Annotated in this window: 16 protein-coding genes; 5 read left to right on the forward strand and 11 right to left on the reverse strand. The window is 71.7% G+C overall.

Annotated elements, in window-relative coordinates; translation table 11 throughout:
- Positions 1 to 55 precede the first annotated feature (55 nt).
- The 3 genes from clpS to M446_RS10750 all read left to right on the forward strand — a co-directional run bounded on the left by clpS (position 56) and on the right by M446_RS10750 (position 3391).
- Positions 56 to 484 carry an ATP-dependent Clp protease adapter ClpS gene (clpS, locus tag M446_RS10740; RefSeq protein WP_012332128.1) on the forward strand — a complete coding sequence of 143 codons (429 nt, stop codon included), beginning with the start codon at positions 56 to 58 and terminating at the stop codon, positions 482 to 484.
- A 21-nt stretch (positions 485 to 505) separates the two neighbouring features.
- Positions 506 to 2959 carry an ATP-dependent Clp protease ATP-binding subunit ClpA gene (gene clpA / locus M446_RS10745; RefSeq protein ID WP_012332129.1) on the forward strand — a complete coding sequence of 818 codons (2454 nt, stop codon included), beginning with the start codon at positions 506 to 508 and terminating at the stop codon, positions 2957 to 2959.
- A gap of 162 nt (positions 2960 to 3121) precedes the next feature.
- Entirely contained in the window at positions 3122 to 3391 is a 270-nt protein-coding gene (locus tag M446_RS10750; protein WP_012332130.1) for a hypothetical protein, read from the forward strand.
- Between the two features lie 261 nt (positions 3392 to 3652).
- Here M446_RS10750 and M446_RS39465 read toward each other — a convergent pair whose 3' ends face one another.
- The gene (locus tag M446_RS39465) at positions 3653 to 4381 is read right to left on the reverse strand and encodes a cold-shock protein (RefSeq protein ID WP_012332131.1); all 729 of its coding nucleotides are present in this window, start codon (positions 4379 to 4381) and stop codon (positions 3653 to 3655) included.
- Between the two features lie 309 nt (positions 4382 to 4690).
- On the opposite strand from M446_RS39465, the gene M446_RS10760 reads away from it, so the two are divergent.
- Positions 4691 to 5365 (forward strand): nitroreductase, encoded by a 675-nt coding sequence (locus tag M446_RS10760; protein ID WP_012332132.1) that lies wholly within the window; start codon positions 4691 to 4693, stop codon positions 5363 to 5365.
- A gap of 39 nt (positions 5366 to 5404) precedes the next feature.
- Here M446_RS10760 and typA read toward each other — a convergent pair whose 3' ends face one another.
- The 9 genes from typA to M446_RS10805 form a co-directional block, all read right to left on the reverse strand.
- A complete protein-coding gene (typA, locus tag M446_RS10765) occupies positions 5405 to 7228 on the reverse strand; it encodes a translational GTPase TypA (protein WP_012332133.1) in 1824 nt (607 codons plus the stop codon).
- Between the two features lie 130 nt (positions 7229 to 7358).
- Entirely contained in the window at positions 7359 to 8687 is a 1329-nt protein-coding gene (locus M446_RS10770; protein ID WP_012332134.1) for a TAXI family TRAP transporter solute-binding subunit, read from the reverse strand.
- Between the two features lie 250 nt (positions 8688 to 8937).
- Positions 8938 to 9135: a hypothetical protein gene (locus M446_RS10775; protein WP_012332135.1), complete on the reverse strand. Its 198-nt coding sequence runs from the start codon at positions 9133 to 9135 to the stop codon at positions 8938 to 8940.
- 278 nt (positions 9136 to 9413) lie between these two features.
- Positions 9414 to 10121 carry an ABC transporter ATP-binding protein gene (locus M446_RS10780; RefSeq protein WP_043702263.1) on the reverse strand — a complete coding sequence of 236 codons (708 nt, stop codon included), beginning with the start codon at positions 10119 to 10121 and terminating at the stop codon, positions 9414 to 9416.
- A 5-nt stretch (positions 10122 to 10126) separates the two neighbouring features.
- The gene (locus M446_RS10785; RefSeq protein ID WP_012332137.1) at positions 10127 to 10915 is read right to left on the reverse strand and encodes an ABC transporter ATP-binding protein; all 789 of its coding nucleotides are present in this window, start codon (positions 10913 to 10915) and stop codon (positions 10127 to 10129) included.
- Positions 10912 to 11757 carry a branched-chain amino acid ABC transporter permease gene (locus M446_RS10790; protein ID WP_012332138.1) on the reverse strand — a complete coding sequence of 282 codons (846 nt, stop codon included), beginning with the start codon at positions 11755 to 11757 and terminating at the stop codon, positions 10912 to 10914. Before M446_RS10790 ends, M446_RS10785 begins: the two co-directional genes overlap by 4 nt.
- A gap of 11 nt (positions 11758 to 11768) precedes the next feature.
- Positions 11769 to 12650 carry a branched-chain amino acid ABC transporter permease gene (locus tag M446_RS10795; RefSeq protein WP_012332139.1) on the reverse strand — a complete coding sequence of 294 codons (882 nt, stop codon included), beginning with the start codon at positions 12648 to 12650 and terminating at the stop codon, positions 11769 to 11771.
- A gap of 176 nt (positions 12651 to 12826) precedes the next feature.
- On the reverse strand, positions 12827 to 13963 hold the full coding sequence (locus M446_RS10800) for an ABC transporter substrate-binding protein (protein WP_012332140.1): 1137 nt from the start codon (positions 13961 to 13963) through the stop codon (positions 12827 to 12829).
- 247 nt (positions 13964 to 14210) lie between these two features.
- On the reverse strand, positions 14211 to 14717 hold the full coding sequence (locus M446_RS10805; protein ID WP_150108824.1) for an META domain-containing protein: 507 nt from the start codon (positions 14715 to 14717) through the stop codon (positions 14211 to 14213).
- Positions 14718 to 14984: 267 nt separating this feature from the next.
- Here M446_RS10805 and M446_RS10810 point away from each other — a divergent pair, with 267 nt between their 5' ends.
- Positions 14985 to 15293 carry a helix-turn-helix domain-containing protein gene (locus M446_RS10810; protein WP_063826000.1) on the forward strand — a complete coding sequence of 103 codons (309 nt, stop codon included), beginning with the start codon at positions 14985 to 14987 and terminating at the stop codon, positions 15291 to 15293.
- A 94-nt stretch (positions 15294 to 15387) separates the two neighbouring features.
- Here the strand turns inward: M446_RS10810 and M446_RS10815 are convergent, their stop codons facing one another.
- A complete protein-coding gene (locus M446_RS10815; RefSeq protein WP_012332143.1) occupies positions 15388 to 16608 on the reverse strand; it encodes an NAD(P)/FAD-dependent oxidoreductase in 1221 nt (406 codons plus the stop codon).
- Positions 16609 to 16615: the final 7 nt, after the last annotated feature.

The following is a 16615-nucleotide window of genomic DNA, read 5'->3' on the forward strand; positions in this document are numbered from 1 at the left end:
GAGGATCATCGCCCGATCCCCGGCGCGACCGGAAGGGTGAGGTCGAACGGTCCCTATGTCTCAAGTCCCGCGGCAGGACATCGTCGTCACCACAGGGTCGGCTGCGGCCGGGAGCGCCGCAGGGCCGATCGTCGCGGCCACGCCGCGGACACCGGGAAACGGCGGGGCGGGGCAGGGCGGCGACGGCCGTTCCGGGACGGCCGTCATCACCCGCACGCGGCCGGTCACGAAACGGCCGAACCTCTACCGCGTTCTCCTCCTCAACGACGACTACACGCCCATGGAGTTCGTCGTCCACGTGGTGGAGCGCTTCTTCAACAAGTCGCGCGAGGACGCGACCCGGATCATGCTGCACGTGCACCAGAACGGCGTCGGTGAGTGCGGCGTTTTCACGTACGAGGTGGCGGAGACCAAGGTGACGCAGGTGATGGACTTTGCCCGCAAACACCAACATCCTCTCCAATGCGTCATGGAAAAGAAATAGGCACCAGCTCAGAGGCCCGCTTTGCCCAGCTTCTCACGCAGCCTTGAACAAGCCCTTCACCGCGCCCTGGCGCTCGCTGGCGAGCGCCGCCACGAATACGCCACGCTCGAACATCTCCTGCTGGCTCTCGTGGACGACCAGGACGCGGCCGCGGTCATGCGGGCCTGCAACGTCGACGTCGACGTTCTGAAGCGCAATCTCGTCGAGTATATCGACACCGAACTCGCCAACCTGACGGGCGACGGCCGCCAGGATGCCAAGCCCACCGCCGGGTTCCAGCGGGTCATCCAGCGCGCGGTGATCCACGTCCAGTCCTCCGGCCGGGAGGAGGTGACCGGGGCCAACGTGCTGGTGGCGATCTTCGCCGAGCGCGAGAGCCACGCCGCCTACTTCCTGCAAGAGCAGGACATGACCCGCTACGACGCGGTCAACTACATCAGCCACGGCATCGCCAAGCGGCCGGGCCTGTCGGAATCCAAGCCCGTGCGCGGCGCCGACGAGGAGGGCGCCTCCGAGCGGCCGAGCGGCCCCGAGGAGGAGCGCGGCCCGAAGAAGAAGGGCGACGCCCTCGACGCCTATTGCGTGAACCTCAACAAGAAGGCGCGCGAGGGCAAGATCGACCCGCTGATCGGCCGCGAAACCGAGGTCCAGCGCACGATCCAGGTGCTCTGCCGCCGGCAGAAGAACAACCCGCTCCTGGTGGGCGATCCCGGCGTCGGCAAGACGGCGATCGCCGAGGGGCTGGCGCGCAAGATCATCCAGCACGAGGTGCCGGAGGTTCTCGCCGACGCCACCGTCTTCTCCCTCGACATGGGCACGCTGCTCGCCGGCACCCGCTACCGGGGCGACTTCGAGGAGCGCCTCAAGCAGGTGATGAAGGAGATCGAGGCGCATCCGAACGCCATCATGTTCATCGACGAGATCCACACGGTGATCGGCGCCGGTGCGACCTCGGGCGGCGCGATGGATGCCTCGAACCTGCTCAAGCCGGCCCTCGCCTCGGGCACCCTGCGCTGCATCGGCTCGACCACCTACAAGGAGTACCGCCAGTACTTCGAGAAGGACCGGGCCCTGGTTCGCCGCTTCCAGAAGATCGACGTGAACGAGCCCTCGATCCCGGACGCGATCGAGATCCTCAAGGGTCTGCGGCCCTACTTCGAGGAATTCCACAAGCTCAAGTACACGACCGACGCCGTGAAGGCCGCGGTGGAGCTGTCGGCCCGCTACATCAGCGACCGCAAGCTGCCCGACAAGGCGATCGACGTGATCGACGAGACCGGCGCCTCGCAGATGCTGGTGCCGGAGGGGCGCCGCAAGCGCACGATCGGCGTGAAGGAGGTGGAGGCCACCATCGCCACGATGGCGCGCATCCCCCCGAAGACCGTGTCGAAGGACGACGCGGTGGTGCTGGCGAACCTGACCGACAGCCTCAAGCGCGTCGTCTACGGCCAGGACAACGCCATCGAGGCGCTCACCGCCTCGATCAAGCTCGCCCGCGCCGGCCTGCGCGACCCCGACAAGCCGATCGGCTCCTACCTGTTCGCCGGTCCGACCGGCGTCGGCAAGACCGAGGTGGCCAAGCAGCTCGCCTCCGCCCTCGGGGTCGAGATGCTGCGCTTCGACATGTCGGAATACATGGAGCGCCACACGGTCTCGCGGCTGATCGGCGCGCCTCCCGGCTATGTCGGCTTCGACCAGGGCGGCCTGCTCACCGACGGGGTCGACCAGCATCCGCACTGCGTCCTCCTGCTCGACGAGATCGAGAAGGCGCATCCGGACCTGTTCAACATCCTGCTGCAGGTCATGGATCACGGGAAGCTCACCGACCACAATGGCAAGCAGGTGGATTTCCGCAACGTCATCATCATCATGACGTCGAATGCGGGCGCCGCCGACCTCGCCCGGGCGGCCTTCGGCTTCACGCAGAGCAAGCGGACCGGGGACGACCACGAGGCGATCAACCGCCTGTTCGCGCCGGAATTCCGCAACCGGCTCGACGCGATCGTGTCCTTCGGCCACCTGCCCAAGGAGGTGGTCTCGAAGGTGGTGGACAAGTTCGTCCTCCAGCTGGAGGCGCAGCTCGCCGACCGCAACGTCACGATCGAGCTCTCGGACGAGGCCCGCGAGTGGCTCGTCGAGCACGGCTACGACGAGACCATGGGCGCCCGCCCGATGGCCCGCCTGATCCAGGCCACCATCAAGACCCCGCTCGCCGACGAGGTGCTGTTCGGCAAGCTCAAGGATGGCGGCGCGGTGCGGGTGATCGTGAAGCGGCCGGAGGGCGAGAAGCCGTCGCTCTGCTTCGACTTCCCGGCCGGGCCGGTGACGCCCAAGCCCGAGAAGGACGTCACCATCGCGGCCAAGAAGAAGCGCCCGCGGCCGCGGGCGGCGCCCAAGAAGCCGAAGGACAATGGCGGCTCCGGCGGCAGCGGCGGCGTCCGCACCGTTCCGAAGGTGCCGCTGGTGCGGGCCTGAGGCGCGGCCCGCCGGCCGGGCGGGCTCGCCCGCGGCCGGCGGATCGTCTATGAGCGTGTGGCGCCATGGTCGTCCCGGTGAGGTGCCTCGCCGGGACGTTCCGTTTCAGGAGAGGCTCGCGGCCCCGCTCGCCGGGGCCGGACCAGGGACGAGAGTTCACGCATGACCGGCGACCTCAACGAGGGTCCCCTCGCGCCGGCGACGACGGTCGCGCCGCCGCCGAAGCTCAGCCGCCGCGAGAAGCGCCGCCAGCGCCGCCGCCGGCGCATCATCGGCGAGGAGATCCTGGCCTGGATCCTCGTGCCCCTGATCGTGCTGGCCGGTTACTGGGCCTTCGCCGGCGCGCTTTCCTTCTTCGGCACGACCCCGACCGCGTTCTTCGACCAGATGATGCAGGTCAAGGACGCGCTCCAGAAGAAGCAGAAGCCCTGAGGCGGGCGGCCGCCCGGGCCGCGCTGGGCGGCAGGGCCGAGGCGCCGTCGGCCGCGGCAACGGCGCCGTCCCGCGAGGGGAGGGGGCCGGATCGCTCCCGCGCGGCGCCGGGCTCGCGCCCGCGCGCGACGCCGACCGTCACGCCCGCGTAGAATCCCGTGAAATCTTCGGCCCGCGCCGCGCCCGCGACCAGGCCCAGAACGCACGAAGCGGCGGCTCCGAGGAACCGCCGCTTCGTCGATGCGATCGCTCCGTGACGGATCACTCCGCGACGGTGATGCTCTGCGCCTCGCGGCCCTTCTGGCCCTCGACCACGCCCATCGTCACCTGCTGGCCCTCGGCCAGGGAGTCGAGGCCGGCGCGGGCGAGCGCCGAGCGGTGAACGAAGACGTCCTTGCCGCCGTCCTTCACCGACACGAAGCCGAAGCCCTTGGCCGGGTCGTACCACTTCACGGTGCCGCTCATCTCGGTGGAGGGGCCGCTCGCGAAGCGCCCGCCACCGCCGCCGCCACCGCCGCCAGCGCCGTAGCCGCCACCGCCGCCGCCGAAGCCGCCCGCGCGGGGCGGACGCGGCCCGCGGGCCGCCGGGGCCTCGGCCGTGCTGGTGTCGACGCTGGTGATGTTGGTGACCTGCGGGCCCTTCTGCCCCTGAGCCGTCTGGACGGTCAGGCGCGTGCCGGGCAGCAGATCCGCATGGCCGGCCGCCTCGACGGCGCGGATGTGGAGGAAGGCATCGCCCGAACCGTCACCCAGTTCGACGAAGCCGAAGCCCTTCTCCTTGTTGAACCACTTGACCGTCGCGTCACGCTCCGGCCCGGAGGGAATGCTGCTGCGGGCCGGACCGCGGTCGAACCCACCGCCGCCGAAGCCGCCGCCATAGCCACCGCCACCGTATCCCCCTGACGGAACCTGATCCGGCCACCGCGGCTCAGGCGCACCATCATCGAAGCCGCGACGACGCGGCTCCCTAAAATCACGACCACGTCCCATTTAGAAGCTCGCCAAAAACGTAACCCGCCGACCCCATTCCGTGCCACGCGCCGCTGCATCTCTCAGACGGTATCGTGACACGACTCCATTCCCGGTTGCGGTGACCAAGACGTCCGCCACAGTCCTGACGCAACTCAGACCGTACCGCAAGGCGGATCTGCCCGGCGTGGCGACGACATGGCTACTCTCTCACGATCCGTTACGGATTGACAGACCGAATCGGAGGTGGCTCGCATGGAAATGGCGCCCCCGGCGCGTCTTTGTGGCGCGGGCCGGTTGCGCGCGCCGATCCGGGGGGTGTGGCGCCTCATGGGCGATTCGGTGGCGGAGGCGATCCGCTCGCGGCGGGCGGTGCGGGCCTTCCGGCCGGATCCGGTGCCGGCCGGCACGGTGCGCGCCCTGCTCGACCTCGCCGCGCGGGCCCCGAGCGGCAGCAACATGCAGCCCTGGCGGGCCTACGCCGTGACGGGTGGCGTGCGGGAGGCGCTCTGCGAGGCGCTGGTGGCGGCCTACCTCGCCGGGGACGTGGGCGAGCCGGCCCATCGCTACTACCCGGAGGAGTTTTTCGAGCCCTATCGCGGCCGGCGGCGCGCGGTGGGTCTCGGGCTCTACGCGCTGCTCGCCATCCCGAAGGGCGATTCGGAGCGGATGCGGGCGCAGCACGCCCGCAACTTCCGCTTCTTCGACGCGCCGGTGGGGCTGGTCTTCACCATCGACCGGCGCCTCGCGGTCGGCAGCTGGCTCGATTACGGCGGCTTCCTGCAGACGCTGATGATCGCCGCCCGGGCGCGCGGCCTCGACACCTGCCCGCAGGCCGCCTTCGCGCCCTACCACGCGGTGATCCGCCGCCACCTGCCGCTCACGCCCGACGAGAGCGTGGTCTGCGGCATGGCGCTCGGCTACGCCGACCCGGAGGCGCCGGAGAACCGGCTGCTGCCGGAGCGCGAGCCGGTGGAGGGGTTCGCCACCCTGCTCGGGTTCTGACACGGGATCCGCTTCGATCAAACGGATCCCGAACAGACCTCAGGCGCTCAGCGCCTCCTTGGAGCGCTCGGCCCGCTTGCGGTCGTTGGGATCGAGCACGGCCTTGCGCAGCCGGATCGATTTCGGGGTCACCTCGACGAGTTCGTCGTCCTGGATCCAGGCCAGCGAGCGCTCGAGGGTCATGCGGATCGGCGGCGTCAGGCGCACCGCCTCGTCCTTCGAGGTGGTGCGGATGTTGGTCAGCTTCTTGCCCTTGAGCACGTTCACCTCGAGATCGTTCTCGCGGTTGTGCTCACCCACGATCATGCCCTGGTACACTTTCCAGCCCGGCTCGATCATCATCGGGCCGCGATCCTCCAGGTTCCAGAGCGCGTACGCCACCGCCTCGCCCTGGTCGTTGGAGATCAGCACGCCGTTGCGCCGGCCCGGGATCTCGCCCTTGAAGGGCTCGTAGGCCTTGAACAGGCGGTTCATGATCGCGGTGCCGCGGGTGTCGGTCAGCAGCTCGCTCTGGTAGCCGATCAGGCCGCGGGTCGGGGCGTGGAAGACGAGGCGCAGCCGGTTGCCGCCGGAGGGGCGCATCTCCAGCATGTCGCCCTTGCGCTCGGACATCTTCTGCACGACGACGCCCGAATGCTCCTCGTCGACGTCGATCACCACCTCCTCGATCGGCTCCAGGAGGTTGTCGGCCTCGTCGCGCTCGAAGACGACGCGCGGCCGCGACACCGCGAGCTCGAACCCTTCGCGCCGCATCGTCTCGATCAGGATCGAGAGCTGCAGCTCGCCGCGCCCCGAGACGTGGAACGAGTCCTTGTCGGCCGCCTCCTCGATCTTGAGCGTGATGTTGCCCTCCGCCTCCTTGAACAGGCGGTCGCGGATCATGCGGCTCGTGACCTTGTCGCCCTCGGTGCCGGCGAGCGGCGAGTCGTTGACGATGAAGGACATGGTCACGGTCGGCGGGTCGATCGGCTGGGCCTGGATCGGGGTCTCGTTCGCCGGGTCGCAGAACGTGTCCGACACCGTGCCCTTGGTGAGGCCCGCGATCGACACGATGTCGCCCGCCTCGCCGACCTCGATCGGCTGGCGCTCCAGGCCGCGGAAGGCGAGGATCTTCGAGATCCGGCCCGTCTCCACCACCTTGCCGGTGCGGTCGAGGACCTTCACGCTCTGGTTCGGCTTCACGCTGCCGGAGGCGATCCGCCCGGTGACGATGCGGCCGAGGAACGGGTTGGCCTCGAGCAGGGTGCCGAGCATCCGGAACGGCCCCTCCTCCACCTGCGGCGCCGGCACGTGGGCGAGGACGAGGTCGAAGAGCGGCCCCATGCCGTCCTGCGGCCCCTCGGGGGAAGTCGCCATCCAGCCGTTGCGGCCCGAGCCGTACAGGATCGGGAAGTCGAGCTGCTCGTCGGTGGCGTCGAGCGCCGCGAACAGGTCGAAGACCTCGTTGACCACCTCGTCGATGCGGGCATCCGGCCGGTCGACCTTGTTGATCGCGACGATCGGGCGCAGGCCGATCTTGAGCGCCTTCGAGACCACGAACTTGGTCTGCGGCATCGGCCCCTCGGCCGCGTCCACCAGCACGATCACGCCGTCGACCATCGAGAGGATGCGCTCGACCTCGCCGCCGAAATCGGCGTGGCCGGGCGTGTCGACGATGTTGATCCGGGTGTCCTTCCAGACGACCGAGGTCGCCTTGGCCAGGATGGTGATGCCCCGCTCCTTCTCGAGGTCGTTCGAGTCCATCACGCGCTCCTCGACGCGCTGGTTCTCGCGGAAGGCCCCCGATTGCTGCAGGAGCTTGTCGACCAGGGTGGTCTTCCCGTGGTCGACGTGGGCGATGATGGCGATGTTGCGCAGCTTCATGGGGGGTCCGAAGCAAAAATCGCCCGGCCTGACGCGGGCCGCGGGTCGGCAGCCGGCAGGACGGGCGGGGGACATGCTGTTGCACCGCAATATAATGCGCGACGTCCCCCGGCAAGAGGGACCGATCGTCCTACTCGGCCGCGACCCGCCCCGGCGGCTCGGCCGGATGCACGTGCCCGCTCTGGATCAGCACCCGCCGCTCGGCGATGGCGCGGCGGGCCTGATCGAGCCCGAGCGTGAAGGCCGCCACCCCGGCATTGTCGATCGCGCCGGTTCCGGCCCGCGCGAGCGCGGCCGCCAGGATCTCGTCGGCCTTGTGCTCCAGGGCGAAGAGGTCGTCCTCGTTCTCCATGTCCCGGGTCGCCCGCACGATGGCGAGGAGTTCGCGCAGCAGCTCCATGTCGCGGGCGCGGGAGCGGTTCGCCGCCCGCGACACCAGGGTGGCGCCGACCGAGCCCAGGATCGAGAGCACCATGACGAGCAGGTAGAACCAGTCGCCGTAGCGCTCGAAGAAGGTCTCGATCTCGCCGTCGTAATAGGCCTCGGCGCCGGGATGCAGGGGCAGCGAGCCGCCCTTGGCGGTGTCGGGCGCCTCGATCTGGTTGGCGAGGGGCACCTCGCCGACGATGGCCGGCCGGGTGACGAAGAGGAGGCGGGTGAGTTCCGAGACGGTGGCGTCCGGGAGCTTGGCCTGCGCGACGAGGCGGTGGCTCACCCCGAGCGTCGTGAAGGCCTCGGCCGGGCGCGAGGGCGTGCCGCCGAAGGTGCCGCGGCCGACCTCGACCGATTCGAAGGCCGGCCTGCGCCGGGCGATCGCCGCCGCCTCGCCGACCGGGATGAAGCTCAGGTGCAGGCCCGCCCGCGCGACGCCGGCCACGGCGTCGGTCATCGTCGGCCCCGTGAGGGGGGCGACCACGAGCGCCGCGTCGATCCGACCCTCCTGGAGGGCGTGCCCGACCTCCTCGCCATGCGCGAGGGGAACGGTGGCGATGCTGCCCGGCGGCACCTCGTAATGCTCCAGGATGGTGGCGAGGAGCTGCGCGTTGCCGGCCTGCGGACGCACCACGCCGACGCGCCGGCCCTTGAGGTCGGCCACCTCGGAGGGACCGCCCTCGACGGTCACCAGCACGGCCGCGTCGCGGTGCAGGATGGCCACGGTCTGCGTCGTGGCCGGAATGCCGACATCCGAGCGCACCACCGCGAGGTCGGCCTTCTCGCGCTCGGCCAGGGCCGCGCTCTCGGCGACGCCGCCCGCCGGCACGACCCGCAGGCGCACGTCCTCGTGGCCGCGGGCGAGGGATTGGGCGACGGCGCCCATCATCCGCGCGTCCTCGCCTCCCGGCGGCCCGACCGCGACGCGCAGCGTCGTCGGCTGCCACGCCCACTGGTAGGCGAGCAGCCCGGCTGCCAGCAGGGCGAGCAGCGTCGCCACGGCGATCGGGATGTGACGGCGCATCATGACCGACCAAGGTGCGGCGCCACCCGGCCCGCGGCAAGGGGCCGTGACGCGACGCCCGCGGGCCGCCATCCAGCGGGACGGCCCGGCCGGTGCCGCGATGGCCGCGGCGGGGGCGCGACCGCTCCTCCTCGGACACCACGTCCGGGACGAGGCCTAAGCGGAACGGGATTCGGCAATTCCGCTTGGCCGATTGTGTCCGCACGATTTTTCGCCGCCGACGCGGTGACCGCCTCGGCCCATGGTGCTCAGGTCAGACCGCCGCGCGGGCGGTGAGCGCGATCAGGGCGAGGAGCCCCGCGCCGAGGAGCGGCCCGAGGGAGGCCGCCACCAGGGCGGCCCTGTCGAAGGCCGGCGCCGCCGCGTAGCGCTTCGTCTCGGTCCCGTGCGGCCTGAGGAGCGGCGGCGGAGCGCCGCGCGCCGCCGCTCCCGGCGTCCAACTCTGTTGCATGCCCGCGTCCCTGCCCGCGTGGGCCGCTCGCGCGGCCGTCGCGGATCGCCGTTTCTGGTCCCCGCATCACAGACGCCGCGGGTGAAGAGGGCGTAAACCGGGCAGGCGCCGCCGGGATCGTCGTAAACGGGCCGTTCTCCCGATCGGCGAAACGCGCGTCGGCCGCCCGGTCCGGCACCGTCAGCCGACGAATTGCTTCGCAATGCGGGTTCCGGCGTCGCTCACGCGCCGCGCGGGCGTGTCATGCGCCGTCCGGACGTGATCGTTCGGACAGCGGATCAGAGGCCCAGATAGGCCGCGGTCACGGCCGGGTCGCGGGCGATCGCCGCCGCGGGGCCGCGCAGGCGGATGCGCCCGGTCTCCAGAACGTAGGCCTCGTCCGCGATGGCGAGCGCCGCCCCGGCATTCTGCTCCACGAGCAGGATGGTGCGGCCCTCAGCCCGCAGGGCCGCGATGATGGCGAAGATCTCCTCCACGATCAGCGGCGCCAGACCCATCGAGGGCTCGTCGAGGAGGAGCAGCTTCGGCTCGGCCATCAGGGCGCGGCCCATGGCGAGCATCTGCTGCTCGCCTCCCGAGAGGTAGCCCGCCTGCTGCGACAGCCGCTCCCCGAGGCGGGGGAAGCGGGCCACCACCGCCTCCTGCCGCCGCGCCGCCTCGGCGCCGCCGACGTGGTAGCCGCCCAGGCGCAGGTTCTCGGCCACGCTCATGTTGGCGAAGACCTGCCGGCCCTCCGGCACCTGCACGATGCCGCGCCGGGCGATGCGGTGGGCGGGCTCGCCCGCGAGGTCGCTGCCGTCCTCGCCCCAGCGGATCGCGCCGGCCCGGGGCGTCATCAGACCCGAGAGGCCGCGCAGGATCGTGGTCTTGCCGGCCCCGTTCGAGCCGATCAGCGAGACGATGCGGCCCCGCGGCACGGCGAGGTCGATGCCGTGGATCACGTCCGCCCGGCCGTAGCCGAGGGTCAGGCCCGTGACGCTGAGCAGCGCCGTCACGGGGCGACTCCCTCGGCGGCCTTGGTGCCCAGATAGGCCTCGATCACGGCCGGGTGGGCGCGCACCTCCGCCGGGGTGCCGTCCGCGATGCGGCGGCCGAAATTCAGGACGGTCAGGCGGTCGCACAGGCTCATGACGAGGGGCATATCGTGCTCCACGAGGAGCAGGGTGAGGCCGCGCTCGTCGCGCAGGCGGCGCAACAGGGCGAGGAGCGCGTGGGTCTCGGCCGGGTTCATCCCCGCCGCCGGCTCGTCGAGGAGGACGAGGCGCGGCTCGCAGGCGAGCGCCCGGGCGATCTCGAGCCGGCGCTGGTCGCCGTAGGGCAGGCTGCCGGCCCGGCGCTCCGCCGCCTCGGCGAGGCCCACGAAGGCGAGCAGGTCGCGGGCGCGGGCCTTGGCGGCGCGCTCCTCGGCCCGGAAGCCGGGGCTGCGCCACAGGATGCCGAGCCCGGAGGAGAGCCGCGCGTGCATGCCGGTCATCACGTTCTCCAGCACCGTCATCTCCGAGAAGATGCGGATGTTCTGGAAGGTGCGGGCGAGGCCGCGCGCCGTACGCCGGTAGGGCGGCAGCCCGTCGAGGGGCCGGCCGTCGAGCTGGATGCGGCCGGCGCTCGGCGCGAGCACGCCCGAGAGCAGGTTGAACAGGGTGGTCTTGCCGGCCCCGTTCGGGCCGATCAGCCCGTGCACCGTGCCCGGGCTGACCGTGAAGTCGACGGAATCCACCGCGACGAGGCCCTGGAAGCGGCGGGTCAGGCCCTCGACCGCGAGGAGGGGGGGGCTGCTCATCGGGCCCCCGTCCGGGCGATGCGCCAGGGCAGGATGCCCCGCGGCATGAACAGGACCGCCAGCACGATGATGAGGCCGTTCACCATCAGGCGGAAATCGGCGAGCGGGCGCAGCACCTCGGGCAGGAGCGTCAGGATCGCGGCGCCGAGCACCGGCGCCACCGGCGAGCCGATCCCGCCCAGGAGCGCGTAGCTCAGGATCGTCACCGCGGTCTCGAACCCGTACTCGTTGGGGCCGATGAAGGAGGAGACGTGGGCCGACAGGCAGCCCGCGAGGCCGGCGAGGGCCGAGGAGACCACGAGGGCGGTCATGCGGTAGCGCGGCAGGTTCACGCCCATCACGCCGGCCGCGGCCTCGTCCTCCCGCATCGCCTCCATGGCGCGCCCGATCCGCGAGCGGGCGATCAGCACGAGGGCGAGGAGCGCCGCCGCGAGCGTGCCGTAGATCGCCCCGACCCCGCCCTTCTCGGGGATGCCCGAGAGGCCGAGCGCCCCGCCCGCGTAGTCCCAGTTGAGGAAGACGATCCGGGTGATCTCGCCCAGTCCGATCGTCGCGATGGCGAGGTAGACGCCGGTGAGCCGCAGGGTCGGGCCGCCGACCACGAGGGCGATCAGCGCCGGCACCGCGGCGGCGCCCGCCATCGCGACCGGGAACGGCACGCCGGCCTTCACGGTGAGGAGCGCGCCCGTGTAGGCGCCGACCCCCATGAAGGCCGCCTGGCCGAGCGAGAGCTGGCCCACCGCCAGCACCACGTAGATCGACAGCGCCAGGATGCCGTTCACCCCGATCCCGTGGATCAGGCTCTGGTAGGTCCAGTAGAGATCGTCGAGGGTCTCCCACATGGCGGCCTCCCTCAGGCGCGCTTGGCGGCCGCGCGGCCGAACAGGCCCATCGGCCGGAACCACAGCGTGGCCACGAGGAGCGCGAAGGCGGTGAGGTCCTTGAAGGTCGAGGAGATGTAGGCGGCGGTGAGCACCTCGGCGAAGCCGAGGAGGAGGCCGGCCACCAGGGCGCCGCGCAGGTCCCCGAGCCCGCCCACGATGATCACCGCGAAGCCCCGCAGCATCATGTGCTCGCCCATGAAGGGCTGGATGGCGTTGAAGTTGAGGCCGACGAGGACGCCCGCCGCGCCGCCGATCGCCCCCGACAGGAACGAGACCACCCGCACCATCAGGCCGCCGTTGATGCCCATCAGCGCCGCCGCCTCCGGGTTCTCGGCGACGGCCCGGATGGCGAGGCCGAGGCGCGAGCCGCGCACCAGCGCCAGCAGGGCGGCGACGAACAGGAAGGCCGCGCCGATGATCAGGAGCTGGGTCGTGCCGACCCGCACGCTGCCGAGGCTGTAGGCGCCGCCGTCGAAGATCGCGGCGGGGAAGCGGCGGATCTCGGTGCCGAGCCAGGCGGCCATGCCGGCATAGAGGAAGAGCGTCGCCCCGAGCGTGACCATCAGCGAGGCCAGTTCGGGGGCCTTGGCCCGGCGCAGGCGCGTGAGGAGCAGGCTGTCGATCGCCACCGCGACGAGGCCCGCCACCAGGGCGCCGACCGGCAGGGCAGCGGCGATGCCGAGCCCGAGCCCCTGCGTGGTCCACAGGGCCGCGAAGGCCCCGAGGGCGAAGTAGACGCCGTAGGTGAGGTTGATGACCCCCATCACGCCGAACATCAGGGTGAAGCCGACGGCGAAGAGCGCGTAGGTCGCGCCGAGGACGACGCCGTTGACGAGCTGCTGCTCAAGCATGGGACGCGTTCGGCATGGAGCCTTCGAATGGAGCCCGCGATCGGGGTGCGGCGGAGCGTGTGGATGGGCGCGGGGAGCCGCGCGCCGGCCGGGCGGCGCCGCGCGCCCCACCTCCCGCGCGGGGGTCCCGCGCGGGGGAGCGCGCCGCTCCCCGCCTCACCGGCTCGCGGCCGGGCTCACTCCAGCAGCTGGAACTTGCCGCCCTTCATGGTGAGGACCACGACGCCCGACGTGTCGGCCGGGTCCCGGCTCTCCGAGAAGGAGAACGGCCCCATCACGCCGCTGTGCTTCACCTTGATGAGCGCGTCCTTGATCTTCTCGGAATCCGGCGCCCCGGCCGCGTCGATCGCCTTGGCGACGATGAACAGGGTGTCGTAGGCCTGGGCCGCGAACTGGTCGGGGCTGTCGCCGCTGTACTTCTCGCGGAAGGCGGCCACGAAGGCCTGGTTCGCCGGATCCTTCTTGCCGACGAACCAGGGGCTGCCGACGATGGTGCCGTCCGCCGCCGCGCCGGCGATCTCGCCGAGCTTGGGCGAGTTGAGGCCGTTGCCGCCGATGATGAACACCTTCGGGTCGATGCCGAGCTGCCGGGCCTGGAGCGCGATGCCGGACGCCGCCTCCACCAGCGCCGACAGCACGATCGCGTCCGGGTTCAGGCCCTTGATCTTGGTGAGCTGGGCCGAGAAGTCGGTGTCCTTCGACCCGAAGGTCTCGGTGGTCAGGGTCTCGATGCCGAGCTTCTCGAGCCCGGCCTTCATCACGTCGTAGGCCGACTTGGTGAAGGCGTCGTCGTTGCCGTACATCACGGCGACGCGCTTGACGCCGAACTTCTCCTTGGCGGTCCGCAGCGTCACCGGGATGACGTCGGCCTCGGGCAGCGAGGTGCGGAACACGTAGGGGCCGATCGCCGTGATGCCGTTGGCCGTGGTGGAGGTGCCGACGATCGGCACCTTGCGCTCGTTGGCGACCGGCCCGGCGGCGAACATCTCGTTCGACAGGGTCGGTCCGAGGATCAGCGGGACCTTGTCGCGGCCGATCAGCTTGCGGGCGGCGTTGAGCGCCTGCTCCTTGGCGCCGGCCGAGTCCTCGTAGGCGAGGGCGAGCGGCCGCCCGCCGAGCACGCCGCCGTTCCGGTTGATCTCCGCGAGCGCGAGGTCGAAGCCGCGCTGGATCGCGACGCCGTAGCGGCTGTTCGGCCCGGTCAGGATCTCGATGGCCCCGAGCTTCACCGGCGACTTGTCCTGCGCGCCCGCGCCCGCGACCGCACCGAGCAGCATCGCTGCCGCCGTCATCCCCTTCATCAGCGAGCGCATCCGCTCCTCCCTCCGCACTGCCCGCCCGCGCCGCAAACTGCCGCACAACGCGGCGCGGTGCCGGTCTTCTCGGCGGGGCGAACGCTGCCTTAGAGCAGGCGCGGGTCTCGGACAATCGTCGTATCGACCTCGAATCGCGGCGGAGCGCGCCGCGGCGGCGGCGGGCGGCCCGGTCTCGCGACCTTCGCGACGAGAAAGGCGGACCGCGACGGGTCCGCCCGCTTTCCTCACGCCGCGGCGCGGACCGTCACAGCGCCCGGTCGAAGCGCAGTTCGCCCGCCTGCGACTTGATCACCAGCTGCGACCCGACCAGGTCCCACTGCGCCGAGGTGCGTAACGCCGTGAAGAACTGCATCTCCGTGGCGGCGAGGCCCTTGTCGCAGGCTTTCTTGGTGATCGCGAGCGGGCCGACCGCGAGGTGCTGCTCCTTCAGCGGGAAGGCCGTCGCCGCGAAGGTGTTGCAGCCGCCGAAGCCGCGGGCGCGGTACTGCTTGTCGATGATGAAGCTCGGCCGCTCGCTGCTCGGGAAGGGCTTGCCGTTCAGGCTGACCGCCGTCCAGGTGGAGTCGAGCGGGAAGATCTTCTCCTGCGCCTTGGCGGGCGGGATGTACTGCTTCTGCTCCGACTTGTCGCGGTTCTTCTGGCCGTAACCCAGGATCGCCTGCGCCGACGCCGAGGTGGCGCTCGCCACCTGAGCGGCGAACGCCACGAGCGCGACGGCACCGGCCGCAGCCGCCATCCGCATCGTCATCATCATTGCCCCATCGAGCCTTGCTGTTGGGGCGGGACTCTAGTCAGGCCGGCATGGCCATGCAACCCACCGGAGCCCTGCGCATTCGCGCGCGCGGCCACCAATCGAGACTCTTCGAAGACTGTTGCAATTTTGCAGCAAGCTTGGCTGTAGGGTGGAACTTGGGATGAATAGCCGGAACGACAAGCTTGACCATGCCGCAACGAACGGCCGGCTGGCGCGGGGGCGGCGGCCTGCTATGAATCGGCGCAGTCGCAACGAGCGAGAGGGATGGCTGTGAGCGGTGGGATTGACGTGACGGGCGGTCAGGTGCGGCAGGCGCGGGACCTGCTCGGGTGGTCCGAGACGGATCTGGCGCTGCGCGCCAACGTCGATGCCGGGGTGATCCGCAGCTTCGAGTCGGGTGGTTACCCGCCCTCCCGCCACCAGCGCGACGCGCTGCGCCGCGCGCTGGTGGCGGCGGGCGTCGCCTTCAGCGCGCATGGCGAGCCCTGCGCGCGGCTGCGCGGCGCCGGCGCGGTCCAGGACGGCATCCACCCGCGCGAGCTCACCACCGAGAACGACGACGGCAGCGCCTGAGCCCCCGCGCAACGGTCCGCCGCGCGTCCCGCTGAGATCCGCGTTCCCGCATCATCTTTGCCGCCGGACCGGCGACCGCTTCGGCGCCTGATGCTCAGGCGGCGAGCGCCAGGGCCTTGAGGTCGAAGGCCGGGTCGGCCGCCTGGTCGGGGCTCGGGCTCACCCCGGCCTGGATCAGCCGGCGGGCGATCATGTGGTCGGCCGGGCGGTTGAGCGACTCGACGCAGGTGAGCCGCTCGCCGCGGTAGCGGAAGACCGAGAAGCCCGCCCCGGCCGCGCCGCGCCGCACGACCGCGTCGTCCGGGCGGCTCAGCCCCGCCATCTGCAGCTTCAGCGCGCCCTGGTCGCTCCAGAACCACGGCACCGCCGCGTAGGCGGCGGGCCGGCCGGTGAGGCGCGCGGCGACGCAGCGCGCCCCGTCGACCGCGTTCTGCACCGACTCGATGCGCACCCGCGCGCCGTCCGCGTGGGGGGAGGGGTGGGCCGCGCAATCGCCGATGGCCGAGACGGCGGGGTCCTCGGTGGCCAGCATCGCGTCGACGTGGATGCCGTTGCCGGTCGCGAGCCCGGCCGCCTCGGCGAGGTCCTGGTTGGGCAGGACGCCGATGCCGACGAGGACGAGGTCGGCCTCGACCGTGCTCCCGTCGCCGAGCACGACGCCGCGGGCGCGCGTCTCGCCGGCGATGCCCCGGACGGTCGCGCCGAAGCGGAACCGCACCCCGGCGGCCTCGTGCGCGGCCACGACCGCGCCGGCCATCTCGGGCGACAGCGCCCGGGCCAGCGCCCGGTCGAGCCCCTCGATCACCGTGACGGACAGGCCCCGCGCGGCGCAGACTGCCGCGAATTCGAGCCCGATGAACCCGGCCCCGACCACGGCGACCCGGGCGATCCCGGGGAGCGCCGCCCTCAGCGCGTCGGCCTCGGCGAGGCTGCGCAGCTGGAACAGGCCGGGCAGCTCCGCCCCGGGCACCGGGAGCGGCCGGTTGCGGGCGCCGGTGGCGAGCACGAGCTGTTCGTAGGCGACCGCCTCCCCGGAGGCGAGCAGCACCTGCCGCGCGGAGCGGTCGATCGCGCTCACGCGCTCGCCCGCGCGGACCCGGATCCCGTGCTCGGCGTAGTAGGCGGGGGGACGCAGCTGCAGGCCCTCCGCATCGGTCTTGCCAGCCAGGTAGGCCTTGGAGAGGGGCGGGCGGCCGTAGGGCAGCCCCGGCTCGTCGCCGATCAGGGTCACCGGGCCGCGATAGCCGCCCTCGCGCAGGGAGGCCCCGAGCTGGAACCCCCCCTGACCGGCGCCCACCACCACGATGCCGTCCATGCCCACC

It is taken from the genome of Methylobacterium sp. 4-46 (assembly GCF_000019365.1).
Lineage (GTDB): Bacteria > Pseudomonadota > Alphaproteobacteria > Rhizobiales > Beijerinckiaceae > Methylobacterium.

Excerpts from the sequence above, each read along its gene's own strand:
- M446_RS10805 (WP_150108824.1), bottom strand. The coding sequence starts at position 14,717 with ATGATGACGATGCGGATGGCGGCTGCGGCCGGTGCCGTCGCGCTCGTG.
- M446_RS10800 (WP_012332140.1), bottom strand. The coding sequence starts at position 13,963 with ATGCGCTCGCTGATGAAGGGGATGACGGCGGCAGCGATGCTGCTCGGT.
- M446_RS10775 (WP_012332135.1), bottom strand. The coding sequence starts at position 9,135 with ATGCAACAGAGTTGGACGCCGGGAGCGGCGGCGCGCGGCGCTCCGCCG.
- typA (WP_012332133.1), bottom strand. The coding sequence starts at position 7,228 with ATGAAGCTGCGCAACATCGCCATCATCGCCCACGTCGACCACGGGAAG.
- M446_RS10750 (WP_012332130.1), top strand. The coding sequence starts at position 3,122 with ATGACCGGCGACCTCAACGAGGGTCCCCTCGCGCCGGCGACGACGGTC.
- M446_RS10790 (WP_012332138.1), bottom strand. The coding sequence starts at position 11,757 with ATGTGGGAGACCCTCGACGATCTCTACTGGACCTACCAGAGCCTGATC.
- M446_RS39465 (WP_012332131.1), bottom strand. The coding sequence starts at position 4,381 with ATGGGACGTGGTCGTGATTTTAGGGAGCCGCGTCGTCGCGGCTTCGAT.
- M446_RS10785 (WP_012332137.1), bottom strand. The coding sequence starts at position 10,915 with ATGAGCAGCCCCCCCCTCCTCGCGGTCGAGGGCCTGACCCGCCGCTTC.
- M446_RS10795 (WP_012332139.1), bottom strand. The coding sequence starts at position 12,650 with ATGCTTGAGCAGCAGCTCGTCAACGGCGTCGTCCTCGGCGCGACCTAC.
- M446_RS10815 (WP_012332143.1), bottom strand. The coding sequence starts at position 16,608 with ATGGACGGCATCGTGGTGGTGGGCGCCGGTCAGGGGGGGTTCCAGCTC.
- M446_RS10810 (WP_063826000.1), top strand. The coding sequence starts at position 14,985 with ATGGCTGTGAGCGGTGGGATTGACGTGACGGGCGGTCAGGTGCGGCAG.
- M446_RS10770 (WP_012332134.1), bottom strand. The coding sequence starts at position 8,687 with ATGATGCGCCGTCACATCCCGATCGCCGTGGCGACGCTGCTCGCCCTG.
- M446_RS10760 (WP_012332132.1), top strand. The coding sequence starts at position 4,691 with ATGGGCGATTCGGTGGCGGAGGCGATCCGCTCGCGGCGGGCGGTGCGG.
- clpS (WP_012332128.1), top strand. The coding sequence starts at position 56 with ATGTCTCAAGTCCCGCGGCAGGACATCGTCGTCACCACAGGGTCGGCT.